The organism is Streptomyces pactum, assembly GCF_016031615.1.
In the GTDB taxonomy this organism is placed as follows: Bacteria; Actinomycetota; Actinomycetes; order Streptomycetales; family Streptomycetaceae; genus Streptomyces; species Streptomyces pactus.
Window position 1 is genome coordinate 3,369,072 of record NZ_JACYXC010000001.1, and the last position, 19,839, is coordinate 3,388,910.

Annotated in this window: 15 protein-coding genes; 5 read left to right on the plus strand and 10 right to left on the minus strand. The window is 73.4% G+C overall.

All coding sequences use genetic code 11. From position 1 onward, the window contains the following. Window positions 1-38: 38 nt before the first annotated feature. Window positions 39-1,181 carry an alpha/beta hydrolase gene (locus IHE55_RS13310; protein WP_197989228.1) on the plus strand — a complete coding sequence of 381 codons (1,143 nt, stop codon included), beginning with the start codon at window positions 39-41 and terminating at the stop codon, window positions 1,179-1,181. 170 nt (window positions 1,182-1,351) lie between these two features. Here the strand turns inward: IHE55_RS13310 and folE are convergent, their stop codons facing one another. From folE to dacB, 6 genes are all read right to left on the minus strand, one after another. Beyond that, window positions 1,352-1,957: a GTP cyclohydrolase I FolE gene (folE, locus tag IHE55_RS13315; protein ID WP_197989229.1), complete on the minus strand. Its 606-nt coding sequence runs from the start codon at window positions 1,955-1,957 to the stop codon at window positions 1,352-1,354. Window positions 1,958-2,117: 160 nt separating this feature from the next. After that, window positions 2,118-4,193, minus strand: a complete 2,076-nt coding sequence (gene ftsH, locus IHE55_RS13320; protein ID WP_197989230.1) for an ATP-dependent zinc metalloprotease FtsH — start codon at window positions 4,191-4,193, stop codon at window positions 2,118-2,120. A 399-nt stretch (window positions 4,194-4,592) separates the two neighbouring features. Continuing rightward, complete coding sequence (hpt, locus tag IHE55_RS13325; protein ID WP_197991981.1) at window positions 4,593-5,132, minus strand: hypoxanthine phosphoribosyltransferase; 540 nt, start codon at window positions 5,130-5,132, stop codon at window positions 4,593-4,595. Window positions 5,133-5,198: 66 nt separating this feature from the next. Next, window positions 5,199-6,257, minus strand: a complete 1,059-nt coding sequence (gene tilS / locus IHE55_RS13330; protein WP_307826642.1) for a tRNA lysidine(34) synthetase TilS — start codon at window positions 6,255-6,257, stop codon at window positions 5,199-5,201. Between the two features lie 543 nt (window positions 6,258-6,800). Continuing rightward, window positions 6,801-7,931: an Rv3626c family coenzyme F420 biosynthesis-associated protein gene (locus IHE55_RS13335; RefSeq protein ID WP_197989231.1), complete on the minus strand. Its 1,131-nt coding sequence runs from the start codon at window positions 7,929-7,931 to the stop codon at window positions 6,801-6,803. Window positions 7,932-8,090: 159 nt separating this feature from the next. Beyond that, complete coding sequence (gene dacB / locus IHE55_RS13340) at window positions 8,091-9,500, minus strand: D-alanyl-D-alanine carboxypeptidase/D-alanyl-D-alanine endopeptidase (protein ID WP_197989232.1); 1,410 nt, start codon at window positions 9,498-9,500, stop codon at window positions 8,091-8,093. A 224-nt stretch (window positions 9,501-9,724) separates the two neighbouring features. Between dacB and IHE55_RS13345 the strand changes: the two genes are divergently transcribed. Then, window positions 9,725-10,222, plus strand: coding sequence for an inorganic diphosphatase (locus IHE55_RS13345; RefSeq protein WP_197991982.1), 498 nt, complete (start codon window positions 9,725-9,727; stop codon window positions 10,220-10,222). 106 nt (window positions 10,223-10,328) lie between these two features. Here IHE55_RS13345 and IHE55_RS13350 read toward each other — a convergent pair whose 3' ends face one another. The 3 genes from IHE55_RS13350 to IHE55_RS13360 all read right to left on the minus strand — a co-directional run bounded on the left by IHE55_RS13350 (window position 10,329) and on the right by IHE55_RS13360 (window position 14,476). Next, entirely contained in the window at window positions 10,329-12,035 is a 1,707-nt protein-coding gene (locus tag IHE55_RS13350; protein ID WP_197989233.1) for a threonine/serine exporter family protein, read from the minus strand. A gap of 454 nt (window positions 12,036-12,489) precedes the next feature. Beyond that, window positions 12,490-13,200 carry a DedA family protein gene (locus IHE55_RS13355; RefSeq protein ID WP_197989234.1) on the minus strand — a complete coding sequence of 237 codons (711 nt, stop codon included), beginning with the start codon at window positions 13,198-13,200 and terminating at the stop codon, window positions 12,490-12,492. Between the two features lie 511 nt (window positions 13,201-13,711). Beyond that, entirely contained in the window at window positions 13,712-14,476 is a 765-nt protein-coding gene (locus tag IHE55_RS13360; RefSeq protein ID WP_197989235.1) for a MerR family transcriptional regulator, read from the minus strand. 116 nt (window positions 14,477-14,592) lie between these two features. Between IHE55_RS13360 and leuE the strand changes: the two genes are divergently transcribed. Next, window positions 14,593-15,285 (plus strand): leucine efflux protein LeuE, encoded by a 693-nt coding sequence (gene leuE, locus IHE55_RS13365; RefSeq protein WP_197989236.1) that lies wholly within the window; start codon window positions 14,593-14,595, stop codon window positions 15,283-15,285. A gap of 118 nt (window positions 15,286-15,403) precedes the next feature. Here leuE and IHE55_RS13370 read toward each other — a convergent pair whose 3' ends face one another. Beyond that, entirely contained in the window at window positions 15,404-15,679 is a 276-nt protein-coding gene (locus IHE55_RS13370; protein ID WP_197989237.1) for a hypothetical protein, read from the minus strand. Window positions 15,680-16,163: 484 nt separating this feature from the next. Between IHE55_RS13370 and IHE55_RS13375 the strand changes: the two genes are divergently transcribed. Then, window positions 16,164-18,599 (plus strand): sodium-translocating pyrophosphatase, encoded by a 2,436-nt coding sequence (locus IHE55_RS13375; protein WP_197989238.1) that lies wholly within the window; start codon window positions 16,164-16,166, stop codon window positions 18,597-18,599. A 353-nt stretch (window positions 18,600-18,952) separates the two neighbouring features. Then, on the plus strand, window positions 18,953-19,522 hold the full coding sequence (locus tag IHE55_RS13380; RefSeq protein WP_307826643.1) for a small secreted protein: 570 nt from the start codon (window positions 18,953-18,955) through the stop codon (window positions 19,520-19,522). Window positions 19,523-19,839: the final 317 nt, after the last annotated feature.

A 19,839-nucleotide genomic window follows, 5' to 3' on the forward strand; every position in this document is an offset into this window, starting at 1 on the left:
TCGGCGGACGACCGGCGCGCCCGGCAGAAGGTTTTGTGATGGGTCTCACCGGCACCAGGACCGTGCTGCTCGCCGCCGTCGTGGCGGTGCTGCTGTTCGCCGCGACCGTGTGGCTGTGGCCGAGGCTGGCCGGCCGCGGGGTGCCGCGGGTGCTGGCCCGCATCGGCGCCCTGCTCCTGGTGCAGGCCTCGCTCTTCGCGGCGGTGGGCCTCTACGCCAACCAGTCCTTCGGCTTCTACGGCTCCTGGGCGGACCTGTTCGGCACCGAGGACCGGCCCGGGGTGGTGGTGGACCACGACACCCCGGCGGCGAAGCGGGTGCGGCTGGTGGAGACCCGCCGGGTGAACGTGCCCGGCAGCGGGGCCGCCACCGCCTCCGGCCGGATCGAGAAGGTCGAGATCCAGGGCGCGGCGTCCCGGATCGCCTCGACCGCGTACGTCTACCTGCCGCCGGAGTACTTCCGGTCCGGGCACCGGCGCGAGTTCCCCGCCGCGCTGGTGCTGACCGGCTACCCGGGCACCACCGAGGCGCTGATCAACGGGCTGAAGTACCCGCAGACCGCGCACCGGCTGGTGAAGGAGGGGAAGATGCCGCCGATGGTCCTGGTGATGATGCGGCCCACGGTCGTCCCGCCCCGGGACACCGAGTGCGTGGACGTGCCCGACGGGCCGCGGACCGAGACGTACTTCACCCGGGACGTGCCCGCGGCGGTGAGCGCCTACTACCGGGTCGGCGACGGGGCCCGGAACTGGGCCGTGATGGGCAACTCCACCGGCGGCTACTGCGCGCTGAAGATGACCATGCGGCATCCGGAGTCGTTCTCGGTGGGCGTCGCGCTGTCCCCGTCGTACGAGGCGCCGATCGACGCGACCACCGGTGACCTGTTCGGCGGCAGCAAGCGGCTGCGGCGGGAGAACGACATGATGTGGCGGCTGGACCACGAGCCGGCCCCGCCGGTGTCCCTGCTGGTCACCAGCAGCGAGAAGGGCGAGCACAACTACCGGGACACGGTGCGGTTCATCGACAAGGTCAAGCGGCTGAACGCCCGGGGCGAGCCGACCCGGATCTCCTCGATGATCCTGCCCAGCGGCGGGCACAACTTCAACACCTGGAAGCGGCAGATCCCCGGCTGCCTGGAGTGGCTGGGCAACCGCCTCGCCGCCCCCGACCGGCGGCACTGACCCGGCCGCCTTGACCCGCCCCGCCGCACGCCGTCCCGGCGGGCCGGACATCAGGACCGCACGGCCCGCGGCACGAGCGTGGCCGTACGACCGGCAGGCGGCGGACACGACCGGGACCGGGAGCGCACGGCGGCGCGGCCGCCTGCCCCGCGGCTCAGCGGCTCAGCGGCTCAGCGGCCGAGGATCAGGCTCATCGCCTCGGAGCGCGAGGCCGGGTCGCGGAGCTGGCCGCGGACCGCGGAGGTGATGGTCTTGGCACCCGGCTTCCGTATGCCGCGCATCGACATGCACATGTGCTCGCACTCGATGACCACGATCACCCCGCGCGGCTCCAGGATGCGCACCAGCGACTCGGCGATCTGGGTGGTCAGCCGCTCCTGGACCTGGGGGCGGCGGGCGTAGACGTCCACCAGCCGGGCGAGCTTGGACAGCCCGGTGATCTTGCCGTCGTGGGACGGGATGTACCCGACGTGGGCCACCCCGCGGAACGGCACCAGGTGGTGCTCGCAGGTGGAGTACACCTCGATGTCCCTGACCAGCACCATCTCGTCGTGGCCCAGGTCGAACGTGGTGGTGAGGACGTCCTCCGGCTCCTGCCACAGGCCGGCGAAGATCTCCTTGTAGGCGCGCGCCACCCGGGCCGGCGTCTCCCGCAGACCTTCCCGGTCCGGGTTCTCCCCGACAGCCAGCAGCAGCTCCCGGATCGCGGACTCGGCCCGCTTCTCGTCGAACACGCCGATGGGCTCCGAGCCGTCCAGCGTCACCGGGTCGGTCATGGAAGTGCCTCGTTCCTCGCGCCTACACGTGCGGAATGCCGCACCACCAGGCTAGAACCTGGCCGGTACGGCATTCATTCCGGGGCGGCAACGGGGCCCCGGGCCCTGCTGGGCGGCGGGGGCGGTACCCGGGACCCGGCCCGGGCACCGCCCCCGGCGGTCAGCTCTCGGTGCCCGGCTCCTCCGGCCGGTCCGCCCCGGCGGAGGGGGCGTCGGCCGGAGCGGCATCGGCGGGGCCGGTGCTCGCGTCGCCGGTCGTGGAGGTGGTCAGACCGGTCGCCGTCTGCACGCCGTTGGCCAGCGCCAGCTCCTTCGGCGAGGACACCGGCGGCCGGGTCGAGGGGGTGCGCCGCGAGGAGCCGGTCCACGCCGGGCGGGCCGGGCGCTTGACGACGGGGGCGAAGATCTCGGCGATCTCCTCCTTGCCCAGCGTCTCCTTCTCCAGCAGCGCCAGGACCAGGTTGTCCAGCACGTCCCGGTTCTCGACCAGGATCTCCCACGCCTCGTTGTGCGCGTTCTCGATGAGCTTCTTGACCTCTTCGTCCACCAGCGCGGCGACCTCCTCGGAGTAGTCGCGCTGGTGAGCCATCTCACGGCCCAGGAACGGCTCGGAGTTGTCGGAGCCGAACTTGATCGCGCCGAGCCGCTCGGTCATGCCGTACTGGGTGACCATGGCGCGGGCGGTCGCGGTCGCCTTCTCGATGTCGTTGGAGGCACCGGTGGTCGGGTCGTGGAAGACGAGTTCCTCCGCCGCCCGGCCGCCCATCATGTAGGCGAGCTGGTCGAGCATCTCGTTGCGGGTGGTGGAGTACTTGTCCTCGTCCGGCAGGACCATGGTGTACCCCAGGGCCCGGCCGCGGGAGAGGATCGTCACCTTGTGCACCGGGTCGCTGTTCGGCGAGGCCGCCGCGACCAGGGCGTGACCGCCCTCGTGGTACGCGGTGATCTTCTTCTCCTTCTCGCTCATGATCCGGGTCCGCTTCTGCGGTCCGGCCACGACGCGGTCGATCGCCTCGTCCAGGAAGTGGTTGTCGATCAGCTTCTTGTCGCTCCGCGCGGTCAGCAGCGCGGCCTCGTTCAGCACGTTCGACAGGTCGGCGCCGGTGAACCCGGGGGTCCGCCGGGCGACGGCCGACAGGTCCACGTCCGGGGCGACCGGCTTGCCCTTCTGGTGCACCTTGAGGATCTCCAGGCGGCCCTGCATGTCGGGCCGGTCCACGGCGATCTGCCGGTCGAAGCGGCCCGGCCGCAGCAGCGCCGGGTCCAGGATGTCCGGACGGTTGGTGGCGGCGATCAGGATGACGCCGCCCTTGACGTCGAAGCCGTCCATCTCCACGAGCAGCTGGTTCAGGGTCTGCTCGCGCTCGTCGTGACCGCCGCCCATGCCGGCGCCGCGGTGACGGCCGACGGCGTCGATCTCGTCCACGAAGACGATGGCCGGGGCGTTCGCCTTGGCCTGCTCGAACAGGTCGCGGACCCGGGAGGCGCCGACACCGACGAACATCTCCACGAAGTCGGAACCGGAGATCGAGTAGAACGGCACGCCCGCCTCGCCCGCGACGGCCCGCGCGAGCAGCGTCTTGCCGGTGCCGGGCGGGCCGTACAGCAGCACGCCCTTGGGGATCTTGGCGCCGACGGCCTGGAACTTCGCCGGCTCCTGGAGGAACTCCTTGATCTCCTGGAGCTCCTCGACGGCCTCGTCGGCGCCCGCCACGTCGGCGAACGTGGTCTTCGGGGTGTCCTTGCTGATGAGCTTCGCCTTGGACTTCCCGAAGTTCATCACCCGGGAGCCGCCGCCCTGCATCTGGTTCATCAGGAACAGGAAGACGACCACGATCAGCACGAAGGGCAGCAGCGACAGCAGAATGCCGACGAACGGGTTCTGCTTCGACGTCGTGACGTTGTACCCGTCCGTGATGCCACCGGGCTTCTCGGAGTTGGCCTGGAGGATCTTCGCGACGTCCCAGCCCTGGTCACCGATGTAGGTGGCCTGGAGCTTGTCGCTGCCGGAGATCTTCTCGGCGTCGTCCTTCAGCTTGATCTTGATCTTGTGATCATCGCCGGTCGTCAGCTCGGCGGACTTGACCCGGTTCTTGTTGATCGCCTCGACGACCTGGCTGGTGTCCACCGACTTGTAGCCGCCGGACGAGCCGACGACCTGCATCAACACGACCACGGCGAGGACGGCCAGCACGATCCACATGACCGGCCCACGGAAGTAGCGCTTCACGTCCATCCATACGGGGCGGAATCGCCCCGTCCCTCCTGCCACAGTGAGGCACGACAGCCCTTATCGATCTTCACGACGGCTGCCTGTGCGTGCGGTGTCTTACTCGGCCTGAAAAAGACTGACCTTCGGACGGTACCCCAGCATTGTCGCTCGACGCCGCCGCGGACGGTCATCCCAACCTCTTTCCTCCCATGCTCCAACGGCGGAAACCCGCTCAGGGTTCCCGCCGCCGGCCGCGGGGAGGGGAAACCGGCCGTCCCGCGGGCGCCGTACGGAAGCCCGCCCGAGCCCGACGGGGGCGCCGGGCGGACGGACCGCCGCGGGCGGACCCGCGCCCGGGCACACCGGGGGTGCCGCACCCCGGCCGCCGCCGGACCGGAGCCCGGCGGACGGGGGCGCCGCCGGTCAGCCGCCGTAGACGTGCGGGGCCAGGGTCCCCACGAAGGGCAGGTTGCGGTACTTCTCGGCGTAGTCCAGGCCGTAGCCCACCACGAACTCGTTGGGGATGTCGAAGCCGACCCACTTGACGTCGATGGCGACCTTCGCCGCCTCCGGCTTGCGCAGCAGGGTGCACACGTTGAGCGAGGCGGGCTCCCGGGAGCTGAGGTTGGTCAGCAGCCAGGAGAGGGTCAGCCCGGAGTCGATGATGTCCTCGACGATCAGGACGTGCCGGCCCTTGATGTCGGTGTCCAGGTCCTTGAGGATGCGCACCACGCCCGAGGACTGGGTGCCCGCGCCGTACGACGACACGGCCATCCAGTCCATCGTGACCGGCGTGGACAGGGCCCGCGCCAGGTCCGCCATCACCATCACGGCACCCTTGAGCACCCCGACCAGGAGCAGGTCCTTGCCCGCGTACTCCTCATCGATCCGGGCGGCCAGCTCGGCCAGCTTCGCGTCGATCTCTTCCTTGGTGATCAGGACCGACTTCAGGTCGGCGCCCATGTCCTTGTCGTCCACCCGTGCCACTCTCGCTCGTCCAGCAGGCTCATCCGGTCGGCTCGGGCGGATTCAGCCCTGCCGGATGACCAGTTTGCCACCCTGCCGGCGGACCTCGACCCGGCCGGGCAGGTTGATGGCCCGCTGGCCCCGCCATCCGGTGATCAGCCGGTCCACCTCCTCGATGTGGCGGGCGAAGAGCGAACCGGCCGGGGAACCGGCGGCGACGGCGGCCCGGCGCAGCACCCGGCGGCGGACCGCGGGCGGCAGCGTGTGCAGGGCGGTGACCTCCAGCAGCCAGGTGCCCTCCTCGCCGCCGGCCCGCCGCACCTCGGCCTCGGCGCGGGCGGCCCAGTCGTCCAGCGCGTCGGCGTCGTCCCGGGAGAGCTGGGCGGTGCGGGCCAGTGCCTCCACCACGCCCTTGCCCAGCGCCTTCTCCAGCACCGGCAGCGCCTCGTGGCGGACCCGGGACCGGGTGTAGGCGGGGTCGGTGTTGTGCGGGTCGTCCCACACCGGCAGGGACTGGGCCAGGCAGGCGCGGCGGGCGGTCTGCCGGTCGAGGTGGAGGAACGGGCGGCGGTAGCGGCCGTTGATCCCGGACACCTGGGCCATCCCGGACAGCGAGCGGGTGCCGGAGCCCCGGGCGAGGCCGAGCAGCACCGTTTCCGCCTGGTCGTCACGGGTGTGGCCGAGGAGCACCGCGACCGCGCCGTGGCGTTCGGCGGCGGCGTCCAGGGCGGCGTACCGGGCGTCGCGGGCGGCCGCCTCGGGCCCGCCCCCGGCCCGCCGGCCGCCGGTCTCCCCGGGAGGCGTGTGGGCGGCCCGCACCGGGCTCCCGACGGTCACCGCGACGGCGTCGACCGGGGCGAGCCCCAGGAGCCGCAGGCGTTCGGCGACCTCGGCGGCGCGCTGGTCCGAGCCGTCCTGGAGGCCGTGGTCGACGGTGACCGCACCGGCCCGGATGCCCAGCTTGGGGGCCTCGAAGGCGAGGGCGGAGGCGAGCGCCATGGAGTCCGCGCCGCCGGAGCAGGCGACCAGCACCAGCGGGCCGGCGCCGCCGGACGCGCCCCCCGGGAGGGGCACCGCGGCGGGCCCGGCGGCCGGGCGGGGCGGTGCGCCGGGCGCGGGCACGGCGGAGCGGCCGGCCGGGGCGGGGGCGCCGGCCGGCACGGGCTGCGCGGCGCGCCCCCCGGCCGGCGGGGGACCGGGTGGCCTGCGGCGTCACGGAGGGGGGCGTGGGGGCTGCGCCGAGGACCCCGTGGGGCTCGTGGCGGATCCCGTGGGGGCTCGTGGACTTCGCGGGGCCCGTGGGGCGGGTGGGGGTCGTGGGGGGATCTCGTTGAGGACGTCGTGCAGGACGCGGCGGACCGCCAGGCGTATCGCGGCGACCGCAGGATGGGGACCCATGTCCGTATCCCATCTGTCGTTCGAGGGGCTGCCTCGGAGGAGGGGTGGTTCCGGGGAGCCGGCCGGCTCTCCCCGCCGGAACCCGGGGGAGTTCCGACCGCGGATCTCCCCGGGGTTCCCCGGGACCGTAACGCGCTCCCGTCACGCTGAGTACGTCGATGGTGACAGAAGTGTGCTGTTACCCGAGCATCGCACGCCTACCCGTCCGCGACGGTCCCTCGGACGAGTGATAGCCGGGGCGTTCGCCTGCCACCGAGAGGACCGCGACTACGCCCCTGCCGTACCGTGCACCCTCGCGACCCAGTCCCCCGGTTTGCCGATCTCCGCCTTGGTCGGGAGGGTGTTGGGCGACGTCCATACCCGGTTGAACCCGTCCATTCCCACCTGGTTGACCACGGCCCGCACGAACCGTTCTCCGTCGCGGTACTGGCGCAGCTTGGCGTCGAGACCGAGCAGCTTGCGCAGCACCTGGTCGAGCCGGCCGGCGCCGCTGGCCCGCCGCTTCTGGAACTTCTCCCGGATCTCCGCCACCGACGGCACCACCTCGGGCCCGACGCCGTCCATCACGAAGTCCGCGTGCCCCTCCAGCAGCGACATCACCGCGGTGAGCCGGGCCAGGATCTCCCGCTGCGCCGGGGTCTGCACCAGCTCCACCAGGCTCCGCCCGCCGCGCTCCCGCTCCCGCTCCTCCTCGCCCCGCCCGCCGGCGACCGACTGCACCGCCTCCCGCAGCCGCTCCAGCAGGGTGGCCGGGTCCACCTCGGTCTCGCCCAGGAACGCCTGGATCTCCGACTCCAGGTGGTCCCGGAGCCAGGGCACTGCGGTGAACTGGGTGCGGTGGGTCTCCTCGTGCAGGCACACCCACAGCCGGAAGTCGTGCGGGTCCACGTCCAGCTCGCGCTCCACGTGGACGACGTTGGGGGCCACCAGCAGCAGCCGGCCGCCGCCGGCCCCGCCGGGCAGCTCCCGCGTCGGGGGCGCGAACGTCTCGTACTGGCCGAGCACCCGGGAGGCCAGGAACGACAGCAGCACCCCCAGCTCCACCCCGGTCACCTTGCCGCCCACCGCGCCCAGCACGGCGCCGCGCGGGGCGCCGCCGCGGCGCTCCTCCATCTTGTCCAGCAGGGGCCGCAGGATCTCCCGGAAGCCGGCCACGTTCGCCTTCACCCAGCCGGTCCGGTCCACCACCAGGACCGGGGTGTCGGCCGCCCCGCCCGCCGGAACCATCCGGGTGAAGGCACGCACGTGCTCCTCGGACGACACGGCGTGCCGGCGCAGCTCGGCGACGACGGCCCGCGCCTCCTCGCGGCTGACCTCCGGTCCGGGCCGCACCAGCCGGGTCGCGGTCGCCACCGCGAGATTCCAGTCGACCATCTCGGCACCACCGATGCTCGTCATGGCTTCACGGTACGTGCCGCGCGCGGCGGGCGGGAGGACGGCCGCCCCCGACCCGGCGGAAGGCCGGGCCGGGCGGGGGGGCGCGCGGGCGGGTCCGGCGGTGTGCCTCCGGGGCCGTGCGCGGACCCTCCCGGCGGGCCCCGGCGGGGTCGTCCCCGGTCAGCGGCAGCCGCAGGCGGCGACCGCGGAGGCCAGCCGGTCCAGGGCCTTCTGGGCGCCCTGCGGGTCGGTGGTGCCGGTGGTCATGAAGGCGAAGACCAGCAGCCGGCCGTCGGCGTCCACCACCGTCCCGGCGAGCGAGTTCACCCCGGTCAGGGTGCCGGTCTTGGCCCGCACCACGCCCCGGCCCGCCGACTCCTCCCCGTACCGGCCGCGCAGGGTGCCGGTGAAGCCCGCCACCGGCAGGCCGGTGAGCACCGGGCGCAGCCGGGGCCGGTCCGGGTCGGCGGCGCGCACCATCACCTGGGAGAGCAGCCGGGTGGAGAGCCGGCCGGAGCGGTCGAGCCCGCTGCCGTCCGCGAACCGCGCCCCGTCCAGCGGCAGCCCCAGCTTCCGCAGCTGGCCGGCGACCGCCTCGGAGGCCCCCCGGAAGCTGGCCGGGCGGTGGGCGGCGACGGCGGTCTGCCGGGCCAGTGCCTCGGCGATGTCGTTGTCGCTGGCGGTGAGCATCCGCTCGACCAGGGTGGACAGCGGCTGGGAGCGGACCGCGGCCAGCTCCGGGGCGTCGTCGGCGGCGGTGGCGCGGCGCGGCTCGTCCGCGTCCGCGACGTCGATCCCCCGGTCGCGCAGCATCGCGGCGAACGCGCGGACCGCGTCGCCGGCCGGGTCGGTGGACCGGGGGGCCGGCCCGTGGTCGCTGTCGTCGAGCCGTCCCTCGTCCACCATCAGCGGGGTGACCGGGGAGATGTTCTCGTTCGGACTGATCGGGTGGAGGACCGGGCCGGAGTACAGGGAGGTGTCGTAGGCCAGGGTGACCCGCCGGGTGCCGCGGTCCTTCAGCGCCCGGGCGGTGCGGTCGGCCAGGTCCCGCAGGGAGGCCGGGCGGTCGGCGCCCGGCCCGGCGGCCGGCGGGCGGGCGGTGAGGGTGGGGTCGCCGCCGCCGACGAGCACGATCCGGTCCTTCCCGGCCGCCACCACGCGGGTGGTGAGGCGGTGCTCGGGGCCCAGCGCGGAGAGCACCGCGACCCCGGTGGCCAGCTTGATCACCGAGGCGGGGGTGAGCTGCCGGCCGTCACCCGCCCCGTACAGCTGCCGGCCGCTGCGGGCGTCCACCACGGAGGCGGCGCGCGCCCGGCCCAGTGCCCGGTCGTCCAGCAGCGGGTCGAGGGCCTCGGCCAGGCCGGCCGGGGACGGCGGCGGCACGGCGACCCGCCGGCTCCCCGGGTCCCCGGCCCCGGCGAGGGTGCCGAGCGGGGCCAGCACCGGCGCGGCGGCCGGGAGCGCCTCCGGGCCGGCGGCGTGACGCTCGCCACGTCCGTTCCGCTCCCCGGCGGCCCGGGACCGCTCGGCCGTACGCTGTCCGGAGTCCCACGGCCCGGCCGCCAGCACCGAGGCGGTCGCGACCGCCATGCCCACGGTGGCCGACAGCGCGGTCAGCCGCCACGTCCCTCCCGCCCGGCTGCCGCCGGGAGGTGCCCCCGGCGTCCAGGGCGCGTTCCTCAATCGGTTCCATACCCGTCTGACCTGCCATGATCCGGCCTCAGGCACCTTGGACCAGCCCCTTTCGCCACCACACACCTGCGTGGGGGACACTTAATCACCAGACGTATGTGTTGATCATGGAGGAGCCACCCGTGGAGTTCGACGTCACCATCGAGATTCCGAAGGGTTCGCGGAACAAGTACGAGGTCGATCACGAGACGGGCCGTATCCGACTGGACCGTCACCTGTTCACCTCGACCGTTTACCCGGCGGACTACGGCTTCATCGAGGGCACCCTGGGCGAGGACGGCGACCCGCTGGACGCGCTGGTGATCCTCGACGAGCCGACCTTCCCCGGCGTCCTGGTCAAGTGCCGGGCCATCGGCATGTTCCGGATGACCGACGAGGCGGGCGGCGACGACAAGGTGCTGTGCGTCCCGGCGGGTGACCCCCGGATGGAGCACATGCGCGACATCCAGCACGTCCCGGAGTTCGACCGCCTGGAGATCCAGCACTTCTTCGAGGTCTACAAGGACCTGGAGCCGGGCAAGTCGGTCGAGGGCGCCGACTGGGTCGGCCGCGCCGAGGCCGAGGCCGAGGTGGAGGCGTCCATCAAGCGTCTGGCGGACTCCGGCGGCTCGCACCACTGAGCCCCGCCGGCTCCTCCCCGCCGAGGGGCTGATGAACCCCGGGAGGGGCGGGGCACCGTACGCCACGGTGCCCCGCCCCTTCCGCGTTCCGGGGCCGCCGGGGGCGTCAGAAGCCGCGGGTGCGCTTGGCGGCCCGGCGCGCGGTCGCGGTCTCGGCGCCCGGCGTCTTGAGCACCAGCCGCGCCACCTCGCCCCCGAGGTTCACCCCGATCGCGATGGCCAGCGCGAGCGCCGCCGCCTGGGTCAGGTGGGCGATTCCCCGGTCCAGTTCGTCCCGGGCCAGCGACAGCAGGCCGAAGTAGGTGGCGCTACCGGGCAGCAGCGGCCCGATCGCGGCCGTCACGTACAGCAGCGCCGAGGTGTGCCGGTAGCGGGACATCAGCTGCCCGAAGAGGCCGACGAGCCCCGCGGCGACGGCCGTGGAGGGGACCGCGGGGACACCCGCGGTGTCGTGCAGCGCCCCGTAGATGATCCAGGCCACACCGCCGTTGAGGGTCGCCACCAGCACGGTGTGACGTTCCTGCTGGAGCAGCACGCAGAACGCCAGCGCCAGCACCATCGCCGAGAGCGTCTGGATGACCGGCCGCTCCACATGGCGCAGCGTCGCCTCCGGGTTGAGCTTGGCGCCCAGCTGCAGCCCGCCGTAGAGCACCGTCAGCACCCCGCAGACGATGCCCACGATCAGATAGCCGACCTCCAGCAGCCGGGCCGAGGCGGTGATGTAGTAACCGGTCAGCCCGTCCTGCACGCCCGCGACCAGGGCTCTTCCCGGGATCAGGGCGAACAGTCCACCGGTGATCACCGCGGACGCCTGGAGGTCCACGTCGGCGAGGCTGAGCGCCACGCCCATCGCGGCGGGCGGCATCGCCGCCGCCACGAACTGGTAGAACTCCGGCAGTCCGCGCCCGGACGCCAGCCAGGCCAGCCGGTCGCCGAGCATGGCGCCGACCGCCGCCGCGAAGAACACCGGCCAGTCGCCGCCGACCAGCATGCTCGCCGCGCCCGCCAGCACCCCGGCGGCCACGGTGAGTGCCCAGCCCGGGTACGGGTGGCGGTTGCGGCGGATCTCCGCGAGCCGGCCGTACGCCTCCTCCAGGGTGACCGCGTGCGAGGTGATGTCGTGGACCAGCCGGAAGACCGCGGCGAGCCGGGTGTAGTCGGTGCCCCGGCGGCGTACCGTGCGGCTGGCCGTCACCGGGTCGTCGACCAGCGACGCCTGGTACGACACCGACAGCAGGGTGAAGGTCACCGTCGGCTCGCAGCGGTCCAGGCCGTAGGCGTGGGCCACCGCGAACATCGCGGCCTCGACGTCCTCGGCGCCCTCGCCGCCGGCCAGCAGCAGCTCGCCGATGCGCAGGGTCAGGTCGAGCACCCGCGGCACGGCGGGCCCGGGCTCGTCGGTCTTCTCCGGCCGTTCGGGCGTGGGGCGTTCCCCGAGCGGCATCCGCAGCATGGTCCGCATCCGGTCCTGCCACGGCGAGTCGCTGGAGATCCGGAGGGCCGGGATGCCGTGCGGCGGGGTGAGGCCCGGGGTGTCGCCGGTGACCACGCCGGGCGGCGGTACGAAGGCGGAGCCCTCCGGGCCCTGCGGCGGTTCTGTGGTCAGGCCCTCGGGGACGGCGAACTCGGAGGTGGTCTGCGAGTCCTCCGGCGGCGGGGGCATGGGCACGCCCAGCGGCGGGGTGAACGCGCTGTGCGCCTCGTCCGACTGAGGTTTGCGGTCCTCGGGTACGTCCGGCTCCTGGGCGCCGCCCTTGCGCTGCCGATCCGCCACCGTCGCTCCTCGTCGCCTCCGTTCCGCCACAGACACCATGCATGATCCATCGTCTGCGCCCAAACGGCGTCGGCCGGGCACCCGGGGGCCCCGGGTCCCGGGCCCGGACGTGCCGGGTCGCGCCGCCGCGCCGGTTCGGTGTCCCCCACGTACCCGGCCGGCGGCGGGCCATGCGCCGGGCGGCGGGGCCGGTGGGTTCGGGTCGGCCGGGGCGGGGGGCGGTGAGGGCCGGTCCGCCGGGGCCGGGGCCGTGGGTGCGGGTCCGCCGGCGGCGGGCCATGCGCCGGGCGGCGGGGCCGGTGGCGTGCCGGCGGGGGCGGGGACAGGCGGGGCGTGCCGGCGGCCCGGGGTGCGGCCGTGGGTCCGTGCCACCTCCGCGGATCCTGCCCCCCGGACGCGCGACGGCCCGGCCGACGGGGTGTCGGCCGGGCCGGGGTGGCGGTGCGTGCAGCTTGCGGGGCGGGTCCGTCGGCCGTCCGACGGACCCGGGGTGTCACCGCTTGGCGTGCCGCCCGCGCTGCACCGGGGGCTGCGGGGGCTGGGGCGCGCCCCCGGGCTGCCCCGGCCCGGCGGCCGGCTGGTTCTTCTTGCCCTTGCGGGCGCGCAGGTACTCGAACACGATCGGGAGCACCGACAGCAGCACGATGCCGACGAGCATCGCCTCGATGTTGTCCCGGACAAGCGCGCTCTTCCCCAGCCAGGCGCCCAGCAGGGTGACGCCGGCGCCCCACAGCACTCCGCCGATGATGTTGAAGATGAGGAAGGAGCGGTAGTTCATCCGGCTGACGCCGGCGATGATCGGCGTGAAGGTCCGGACGATCGGCACGAACCGCGCCAGCACCAGGGACTTCGGCCCGTGCTTCTCGAAGAACTCGTGGGCCTTCTCGACGTTCTCCTGTTTGAAGAACCGGGAGTCCGGGCGTTTGAACAGCGCCGGCCCCACTTTGCGGCCGAAGAGGTAACCGACCTGGTCGCCGATGATCGCCGCGGCGACGAGCCCGAGGCAGATCAGCCAGAGGTCCTGCTTGATCACGTCGGTGGTGACCAGCATCCCGGTGGTGAACAGCAGCGAGTCACCCGGCAGGAAGAAGCCGATGAGCAGCCCGGACTCGGCGAACACGATCGCCATCACACCGTACGGGCCGAACGTGTCGATGAGCTGGTTGGGCTCCAGCCAGCTGGGGCCGAGCGCGAGAGTGGTCACGGGTGACAGGCTCCTGGGTCGAGGGGTGCAGGCTCCGTGCGAGGCCCGGCCGCAGGTCGATTGAACGGACATCGTCGCAGACCGCGAGCGGCGGTGCGCCGTCCAAAGCTATCAACGCGGCCTTCCGCCGCATGGTTCCAGCCGTGGTCCCCGCCCCGCCCTCCCGGCGGCCCCGCCCGGACCGGCGCGCCGTACGGGTGCGCGAATCCCCACGGACCCGGGTGAGCCCCCCGGAACTACCCTGACCAGGGCTTTCCCGGCGGTGCCGGGCCCGGGCTGCGCGCGCCGCCCGGCCGTCCGCACCGGCCGCCGGAGAGCCGTACCGTCCGGCCAGGAGTGGCAGGTCCCACCTCCCTGTCCGGCGGGCCGGCCCCCGCGCCGTGCCCGCCCGGGCGGGAGGCCGGCCGGGGGCGCCCCCACAGCACCCGCCGGCCGGCCTGGCACGGCCCTCATCCCGTCTGCCCGCCGGGCGGACCGCGCCCCCTGGCCGGCCCGGCCGGTCAGCCGTCCGCTACCCGCGCCGGGCGGCGTTCGCCAGGATCGCCTCCCGCAGGAACCCCGCGAGCCCGGGCCGGATGGCGTCGAAGGTCGCGGTGAAGCGCGGGTCGGCCACGTACATCTCGGCGAGACCGGTGTGGATCTCGTAGGTGCAGTCGTAGTAGTGGCGCCGGATCTGGTCCCGGTGCTCCTCGGCGAGGTCCATCGCCGCCTCGGACCCGGGGCCGGCGCCGCTGTCCATCAGCTCCACCAGCCGCCGGTTCAGGTCGTCCGCCTCCTCCTTGATCCGCAGCCAGTCCTCCTTGGAGTAGGTGGCGGTCCGGCGCCGGGACTCCCGGTACGCCTCGGTGCCGCCCCAGCTCCGCTCGGCCTCCTCCTCGTACTGCTCGGGGTCGAAGTCGCCGAACACCTCGAACTTCTCCTCCGGGGTGAGTTCGATGCCCATCTTCCGTGCCTCCATAGCGCTCTCGACGGCCGCGGCCATCCGCTGGAGCTGTTCGATCCTGCCGGTCAGCAGCGCGTGCTGCCGCCGCAGGTGCTCCATGGGACCGGCCCCCGCGGACCGGTCGTCGAGGATGACCGCCACCTGGTCGAGCGGGAAGCCGAGCTCGCGGTAGAACAGGATCTGCTGCAACCGGTCGAGGTCGGCGTCGCTGTACCGCCGGTGCCCCGCGTGGTTGCGCCCGCCGGGCCGCAGCAGTCCGATCTCGTCGTAGTGGTGCAGCGTACGGACCGTGACGCCGGCGAACCGGGCGACCTGCCCCACCGAGTAGCTCATCGCCTCCCGCTCCCTTCGGGTACGCCCCTACGTTCGGCCCTCACGCCGCGTGAGGTGCAAGTCCGCATCGCGGAAACCTCGCGACCGGCCGCCGGGGCGGCTGGCATCCTGCGCCCATGCTGGGGATAACCGATCTCTCGACCTATCTGGCCGGCCTCGCGCTGATCATCCTGCTGCCCGGGCCGAACTCGCTGTACGTGGTCTCCGTCGCGGCCCGGCGCGGACCGCGCGTCGGCTACCGCGCGGCCGCCGGCGTGCTCTGCGGCGACACCGTGCTGATGGTGCTCTCGGCGGGCGGGGTCGCCTCGCTGCTCCAGGGCAGCCCGCTGCTGTTCTCGATCGTGAAGTACGCCGGCGCCGGCTACCTCAGCTGGCTGGCGGTGGGGATGCTGCGCGGCGCCTGGAAGCTGTGGCGGCAGCGGGCCGCCCGCACCGGGGTGCCGAACGCGGCCGCCCTCGCCGGGGAGGCCGCGGCGGACGCCGCACCGGCGGCCGGCGGCCCCGCCGAGCGTCCGTACCGCCGGGCCCTGGTGATCAGTCTGCTCAACCCGAAGGCGATCCTCTTCTTCGTCTCCTTCTTCGTGCAGTTCGTGGACCCGGAGTACGCGCACCCGGCGCTGTCCTTCCTGGCCCTGGGCGCCTGGGCGCAGCTGTTCAGCTTCACCTACCTGACGATCCTGATCTTCACCGGTTCCCACCTGGCGGCGACCTTCCGCCGCCGGAAGCGGCTGACGGCGGGGCTGTCGGCGGCGGCCGGCACGGCGTTCCTCGGCTTCGCCGCGAAGCTGTCCCTCACCAGCGCGGCCTGACCCGCGCCGCTCCCCCGCTCCCCGTCCGGCCCCGTGCGGCTCCGTTCCGCCCCGCCACACCCCGCGCCCCCGTCCCCGTCTCCCGGGGGCGGGGGCGCGGGGTTGCGGGCACCACCGGTCAGTCGAGCGCCCGGTACTCCGCGCAGGGGAAGGCCAGCTCGGGGTGGTCCACCATGTACAGGTCCCCGTGGATGGCGGACATCGCCCAGTGCCACGCCTCGTCGTGGAAGACCAGGCCCCGGTACGGGGCGTCCGGCGGTTCGTAGGGGTACCACTCCACGGCGGCCACGCCCGCCGCGGTCGCCGTCAGACCGCCGTACCGCCGCATCACCCAGGCGTAGGCCCGCCGCTCCGCCGCCAGGTAGCTGACGTACTCCTCCTCGGTCCAGGTCATGCCAGGACGATAGGCGGTGCCCCCGCCCGCTCCTCCCCCGGGCTTCTCGCCCGGGAGAGCGCCCAGGAGAGGGCCCGGCCCCACGGGCCGCAACGGGTCGGCCGGCTCGCCCGGTGGTCCGCCGCGCGGAGCACCCGCCGCGAGCACGGCGGGCGTACGTGGGCCGGCCGCCGGACCGCCGGCCGAAGACACCCGGCCCGGAAAACTGTTTTACGGAATTCCGCCACCCGCACTTTCCCCATTAACGCATGGCCTTACCGGGGTCAGCGTCCCACATCCGTTACTTCGTCCGGGGGAATCACCCGCCGCCAAACCTGCTGTTCCGCGCCGGTGATGACGAATTGCCTTTCAACAGCTCCTTTCCGGCCTGATGCGGCTCCTTACAATCCGTCCACATCGTGAGCTCAGGACGCCTGAGCGTGGCGGCTGTGACCGCGGTCGCGGAACGGCTGCGCGCCCATGTGCCAAACGTCAAGGAGGACGAATGGCGGGGCCTCTCACCCCTCATCAGCTTGACTTCTCATCATCTCTGGCCGCGGCGGAACTGACCGCCGGCAACCGTGCGATCGTGCTGGTGATCGCCGGTGTCGCGCTGGCGGCCATCGCCGTGGGCGTGGTGCTCGTACGGCAGGTGCTCGCCGCCGGCGAGGGCACGGACGCCATGAAGAAAATCGCGGCCGCCGTGCAGGAGGGGGCCAATGCCTATCTGGCCCGGCAACTGCGTACCCTCGCCGGATTCGCGGTGGTCGTCTTCTTCCTGCTCATGCTGCTGCCCGCGGACGACTGGGCGCAGCGGCTGGGCCGGTCCCTGTTCTTCCTGGTCGGCGCGGTATTCTCGGCGGCCACCGGTTATCTCGGAATGTGGCTGGCCGTCCGCAGCAATGTGCGCGTGGCCGCGGCCGCCCGTGAGGCGACCCCGGCCGCGACCGTCCCCGCAGATTCCGGAGGGGTTTCCCCCGCCGTCCCGCCGGCGGCACCGGATCTGACGGCGGTTTCCCACAAGGCCATGAAGATCGCCTTCCGCACCGGCGGGGTGGTCGGCATGTTCACCGTGGGGCTGGGGCTGCTCGGCGCCGCCTGCGTGGTGCTGGTGTACGCGGCCGACGCCCCCAAGGTGCTGGAGGGGTTCGGCCTGGGCGCCGCCCTCATCGCCATGTTCATGCGGGTCGGCGGCGGCATCTTCACCAAGGCCGCCGACGTCGGCGCGGACCTGGTCGGCAAGGTCGAGCAGGGCATCCCGGAGGACGACCCGCGCAACGCCGCGACCATCGCCGACAACGTGGGCGACAACGTCGGCGACTGCGCGGGCATGGCCGCCGACCTGTTCGAGTCGTACGCGGTCACGCTGGTCGCCGCGCTGATCCTCGGCAAGGTGGCGTTCGGCGACGCCGGGCTGGCCTTCCCGCTGCTCGTCCCCGCCATCGGCGTGGTCACCGCCATGATCGGCATCTTCGCGGTGGCCCCGCGCCGCGCCGACCGCAGCGGCATGTCCGCGATCAACCGGGGCTTCTTCATCTCGGCGGCGATCTCGCTGGTGCTGGTGGCCGTCGCGGTCTTCGTCTACCTGCCGTCCTCGTACGCGGACCTGGACGGTGTCACCGACCACGAGATCCTCGCCCACGAGGGCGACCCGCGGGTGCTGGCCCTGGTCGCGGTGGCCATCGGCATCGTGCTCGCCGCGCTCATCCAGCAGCTCACCGGCTACTTCACCGAGACCAGCCGGCGGCCGGTCCGGGACATCGGCAAGACCTCGCTCACCGGGCCCGCCACCGTGGTTCTCTCCGGCATCTCCATCGGGCTGGAGTCCGCGGTGTACTCGGCGGTGCTCATCGGGCTCGGCGTCTACGGCGCCTTCCTGCTCGGCGGCACCAGCATCATGCTGGCGCTGTTCGCCGTCGCCCTGGCCGGCACCGGGCTGCTCACCACCGTCGGCGTGATCGTGGCCATGGACACCTTCGGCCCGGTCTCCGACAACGCCCAGGGCATCGCCGAGATGTCCGGGGACGTGGAGGGCGCGGGCGCCCAGGTGCTCACCGACCTGGACGCGGTCGGCAACACGACCAAGGCCATCACCAAGGGCATCGCCATCGCCACCGCGGTGCTGGCCGCCGCGGCGCTGTTCGGCTCGTACCGGGACGCCATCGCCGAGGCGGTCGCCGACGTGAACGCGGACGTGACCGGGGAGATGAACCTGAGCCTGGACATCTCCCAGCCGAACAACCTGGTCGGGCTGGTCCTCGGCGCCGCCGTCGTCTTCCTCTTCTCCGGGCTGGCGATCAACGCGGTCTCCCGGTCGGCGGGCGCGGTGGTCTTCGAGGTCCGGCGGCAGTTCCGGGAGAAGCCCGGGATCATGGACCACACGGAGCAGCCGGAGTACGGGCGGGTGGTGGACATCTGCACCAAGGACGCGCTGCGTGAACTCGCCACCCCGGGCCTGCTGGCGGTGATGGCTCCCATCACGGTCGGCTTCGCACTGGGCATCGGCGCGCTCGGGTCCTTCCTGGCCGGCGCGATCGGCGCCGGCACCCTGATGGCCGTGTTCCTGGCGAACTCCGGCGGCGCCTGGGACAACGCGAAGAAGCTGGTGGAGGACGGCCACCACGGCGGCAAGGGCAGTGAGGCGCACGCCGCCACGGTCATCGGCGACACGGTCGGCGACCCGTTCAAGGACACCGCCGGGCCGGCCATCAACCCGCTGCTGAAGGTGATGAACCTGGTGGCGCTGCTGATCGCGCCCGCGGTGGTGAAGTTCTCCTACGGCGACGACACCAGCCCGGGGCTGCGCGCCGGGATCGCGGTCCTCGCCGCGCTGGTCATCGTCGGCGCGGTGTACGTGTCCAAGCGGCGCGGCATCGCGGTGGGCGACGAGGGCGGCGCCGAGCGGGTCACGCAGTCCGCCGACCCGGCGGTGGTGTCCTGACCCCGGTCGCCGTACCGCGGACGAGGCGGCGGGCGGGCGGTGCGCTCCGGCGCGCCGCCCGCCCGTCCGCGTGACGGGCCCCGCACGACCCCGCCCGCGTGACGGGCCCCCACGGCCCCGTCGGCCCGTCCGCGGGGCGAGCCCCCTCACGACCGCGCCCGCCCCGTCCGCGTGATCAGCCCCACGACCCCGTCCGCGTGACGGGTCCGGTGCCCCGTCCGCAGGACGAGTCCCATGACACAACCGCCTCGGGGCAAAAAGTGCAAGCGGTGCCATAGGGGATGCATGCCCGGGGGTCCGCCGGGCCCGGCCGTGTATGTTCCGAGGCCAGAGCCATGGAAGGGACCTGTCCGGTGAACAAGAAGCTCATGGCGGCACTGTCCGGCGGTGCGGCACTCGTACTGGCCCTGAGCGGATGCAGTGACGGCGACGACGGCGAGAAGAAGGTCGACGCCTGGGCCAAGGAGGTCTGCGACGCGGCACAGCCGCAGTTGAAGAACATCCTGGAGGCCAGCACGGCGATCGAGGCGGTGACCGACGAGCAGGACCCCAAGAAGTACCAGGAGGCCAGCTCGACGGCGTACCAGAAGATCTCCGACGGTTACGCGGCACTTGCCAAGGCGGTGCAGAAGGCCGGCGCCCCGCCCGTGGACGGGGGCGAGAAGAGCCAGACGGAGGCCGTCAAGGGGCTCAACGCGGCCTCCCAGCGCTACGCGGCCCTCAAGACCTCGGTCGACGAGCTGAACACCGGGGACAAGGGTGAGTTCGCCCAGGGCCTCCGGGAGATCCAGGAGGAGCCCCCGAAGATCGTGAAGGCGGCCACCACCTCCATGAAGAACCTGCAGGGCGGTGAGCTGGGCCAGGCGATGGCGCAGCAGCCGGGCTGCCAGAAGGTCGCGGACTCGGTCTCCCCGGCCTCCTGACCGGGCATCTCGGCGTCCGGGGCCTCCCCGGTCTCCCGGCGGCCGGGCGTCCCGGTCGCCGGGAGGTCCCGGTTGCCGGCCGGGAGACTTCCGGATGGCCCTCGCCGGCCGGCTGCGACCTCCCCGGACGGCCGGGGCCCGGGCGTCCGGGGGTGACCGGTCCCGACGCGACCGTCCGCACGGGGCCGCCGGCTGACGGACCGCCGGCCTGACGGTTCGCCGGTCCGCCGCCCCGACCGTCCGGCGCCCTGACCGTCCGGCGCCCTGACCGTCCGGCGCCCTGACGGTCCGACGGCCGCCGCGGCGTCCGGTGGCCC

Bases quoted from the DNA above. Each gene is read 5' to 3' on its own strand.
- IHE55_RS13310 (WP_197989228.1), top strand. From the start codon at position 39: ATGGGTCTCACCGGCACCAGGACCGTGCTGCTCGCCGCCGTCGTGGCG.
- folE (WP_197989229.1), bottom strand. From the start codon at position 1,957: ATGACCGACCCGGTGACGCTGGACGGCTCGGAGCCCATCGGCGTGTTC.
- ftsH (WP_197989230.1), bottom strand. From the start codon at position 4,193: ATGGACGTGAAGCGCTACTTCCGTGGGCCGGTCATGTGGATCGTGCTG.
- hpt (WP_197991981.1), bottom strand. From the start codon at position 5,132: ATGGGCGCCGACCTGAAGTCGGTCCTGATCACCAAGGAAGAGATCGAC.
- IHE55_RS13335 (WP_197989231.1), bottom strand. From the start codon at position 7,931: ATGACGAGCATCGGTGGTGCCGAGATGGTCGACTGGAATCTCGCGGTG.
- dacB (WP_197989232.1), bottom strand. From the start codon at position 9,500: ATGGCGGTCGCGACCGCCTCGGTGCTGGCGGCCGGGCCGTGGGACTCC.
- IHE55_RS13350 (WP_197989233.1), bottom strand. From the start codon at position 12,035: ATGGTGTCTGTGGCGGAACGGAGGCGACGAGGAGCGACGGTGGCGGAT.
- IHE55_RS13360 (WP_197989235.1), bottom strand. From the start codon at position 14,476: ATGAGCTACTCGGTGGGGCAGGTCGCCCGGTTCGCCGGCGTCACGGTC.
- leuE (WP_197989236.1), top strand. From the start codon at position 14,593: ATGCTGGGGATAACCGATCTCTCGACCTATCTGGCCGGCCTCGCGCTG.
- IHE55_RS13370 (WP_197989237.1), bottom strand. From the start codon at position 15,679: ATGACCTGGACCGAGGAGGAGTACGTCAGCTACCTGGCGGCGGAGCGG.
- IHE55_RS13375 (WP_197989238.1), top strand. From the start codon at position 16,164: ATGGCGGGGCCTCTCACCCCTCATCAGCTTGACTTCTCATCATCTCTG.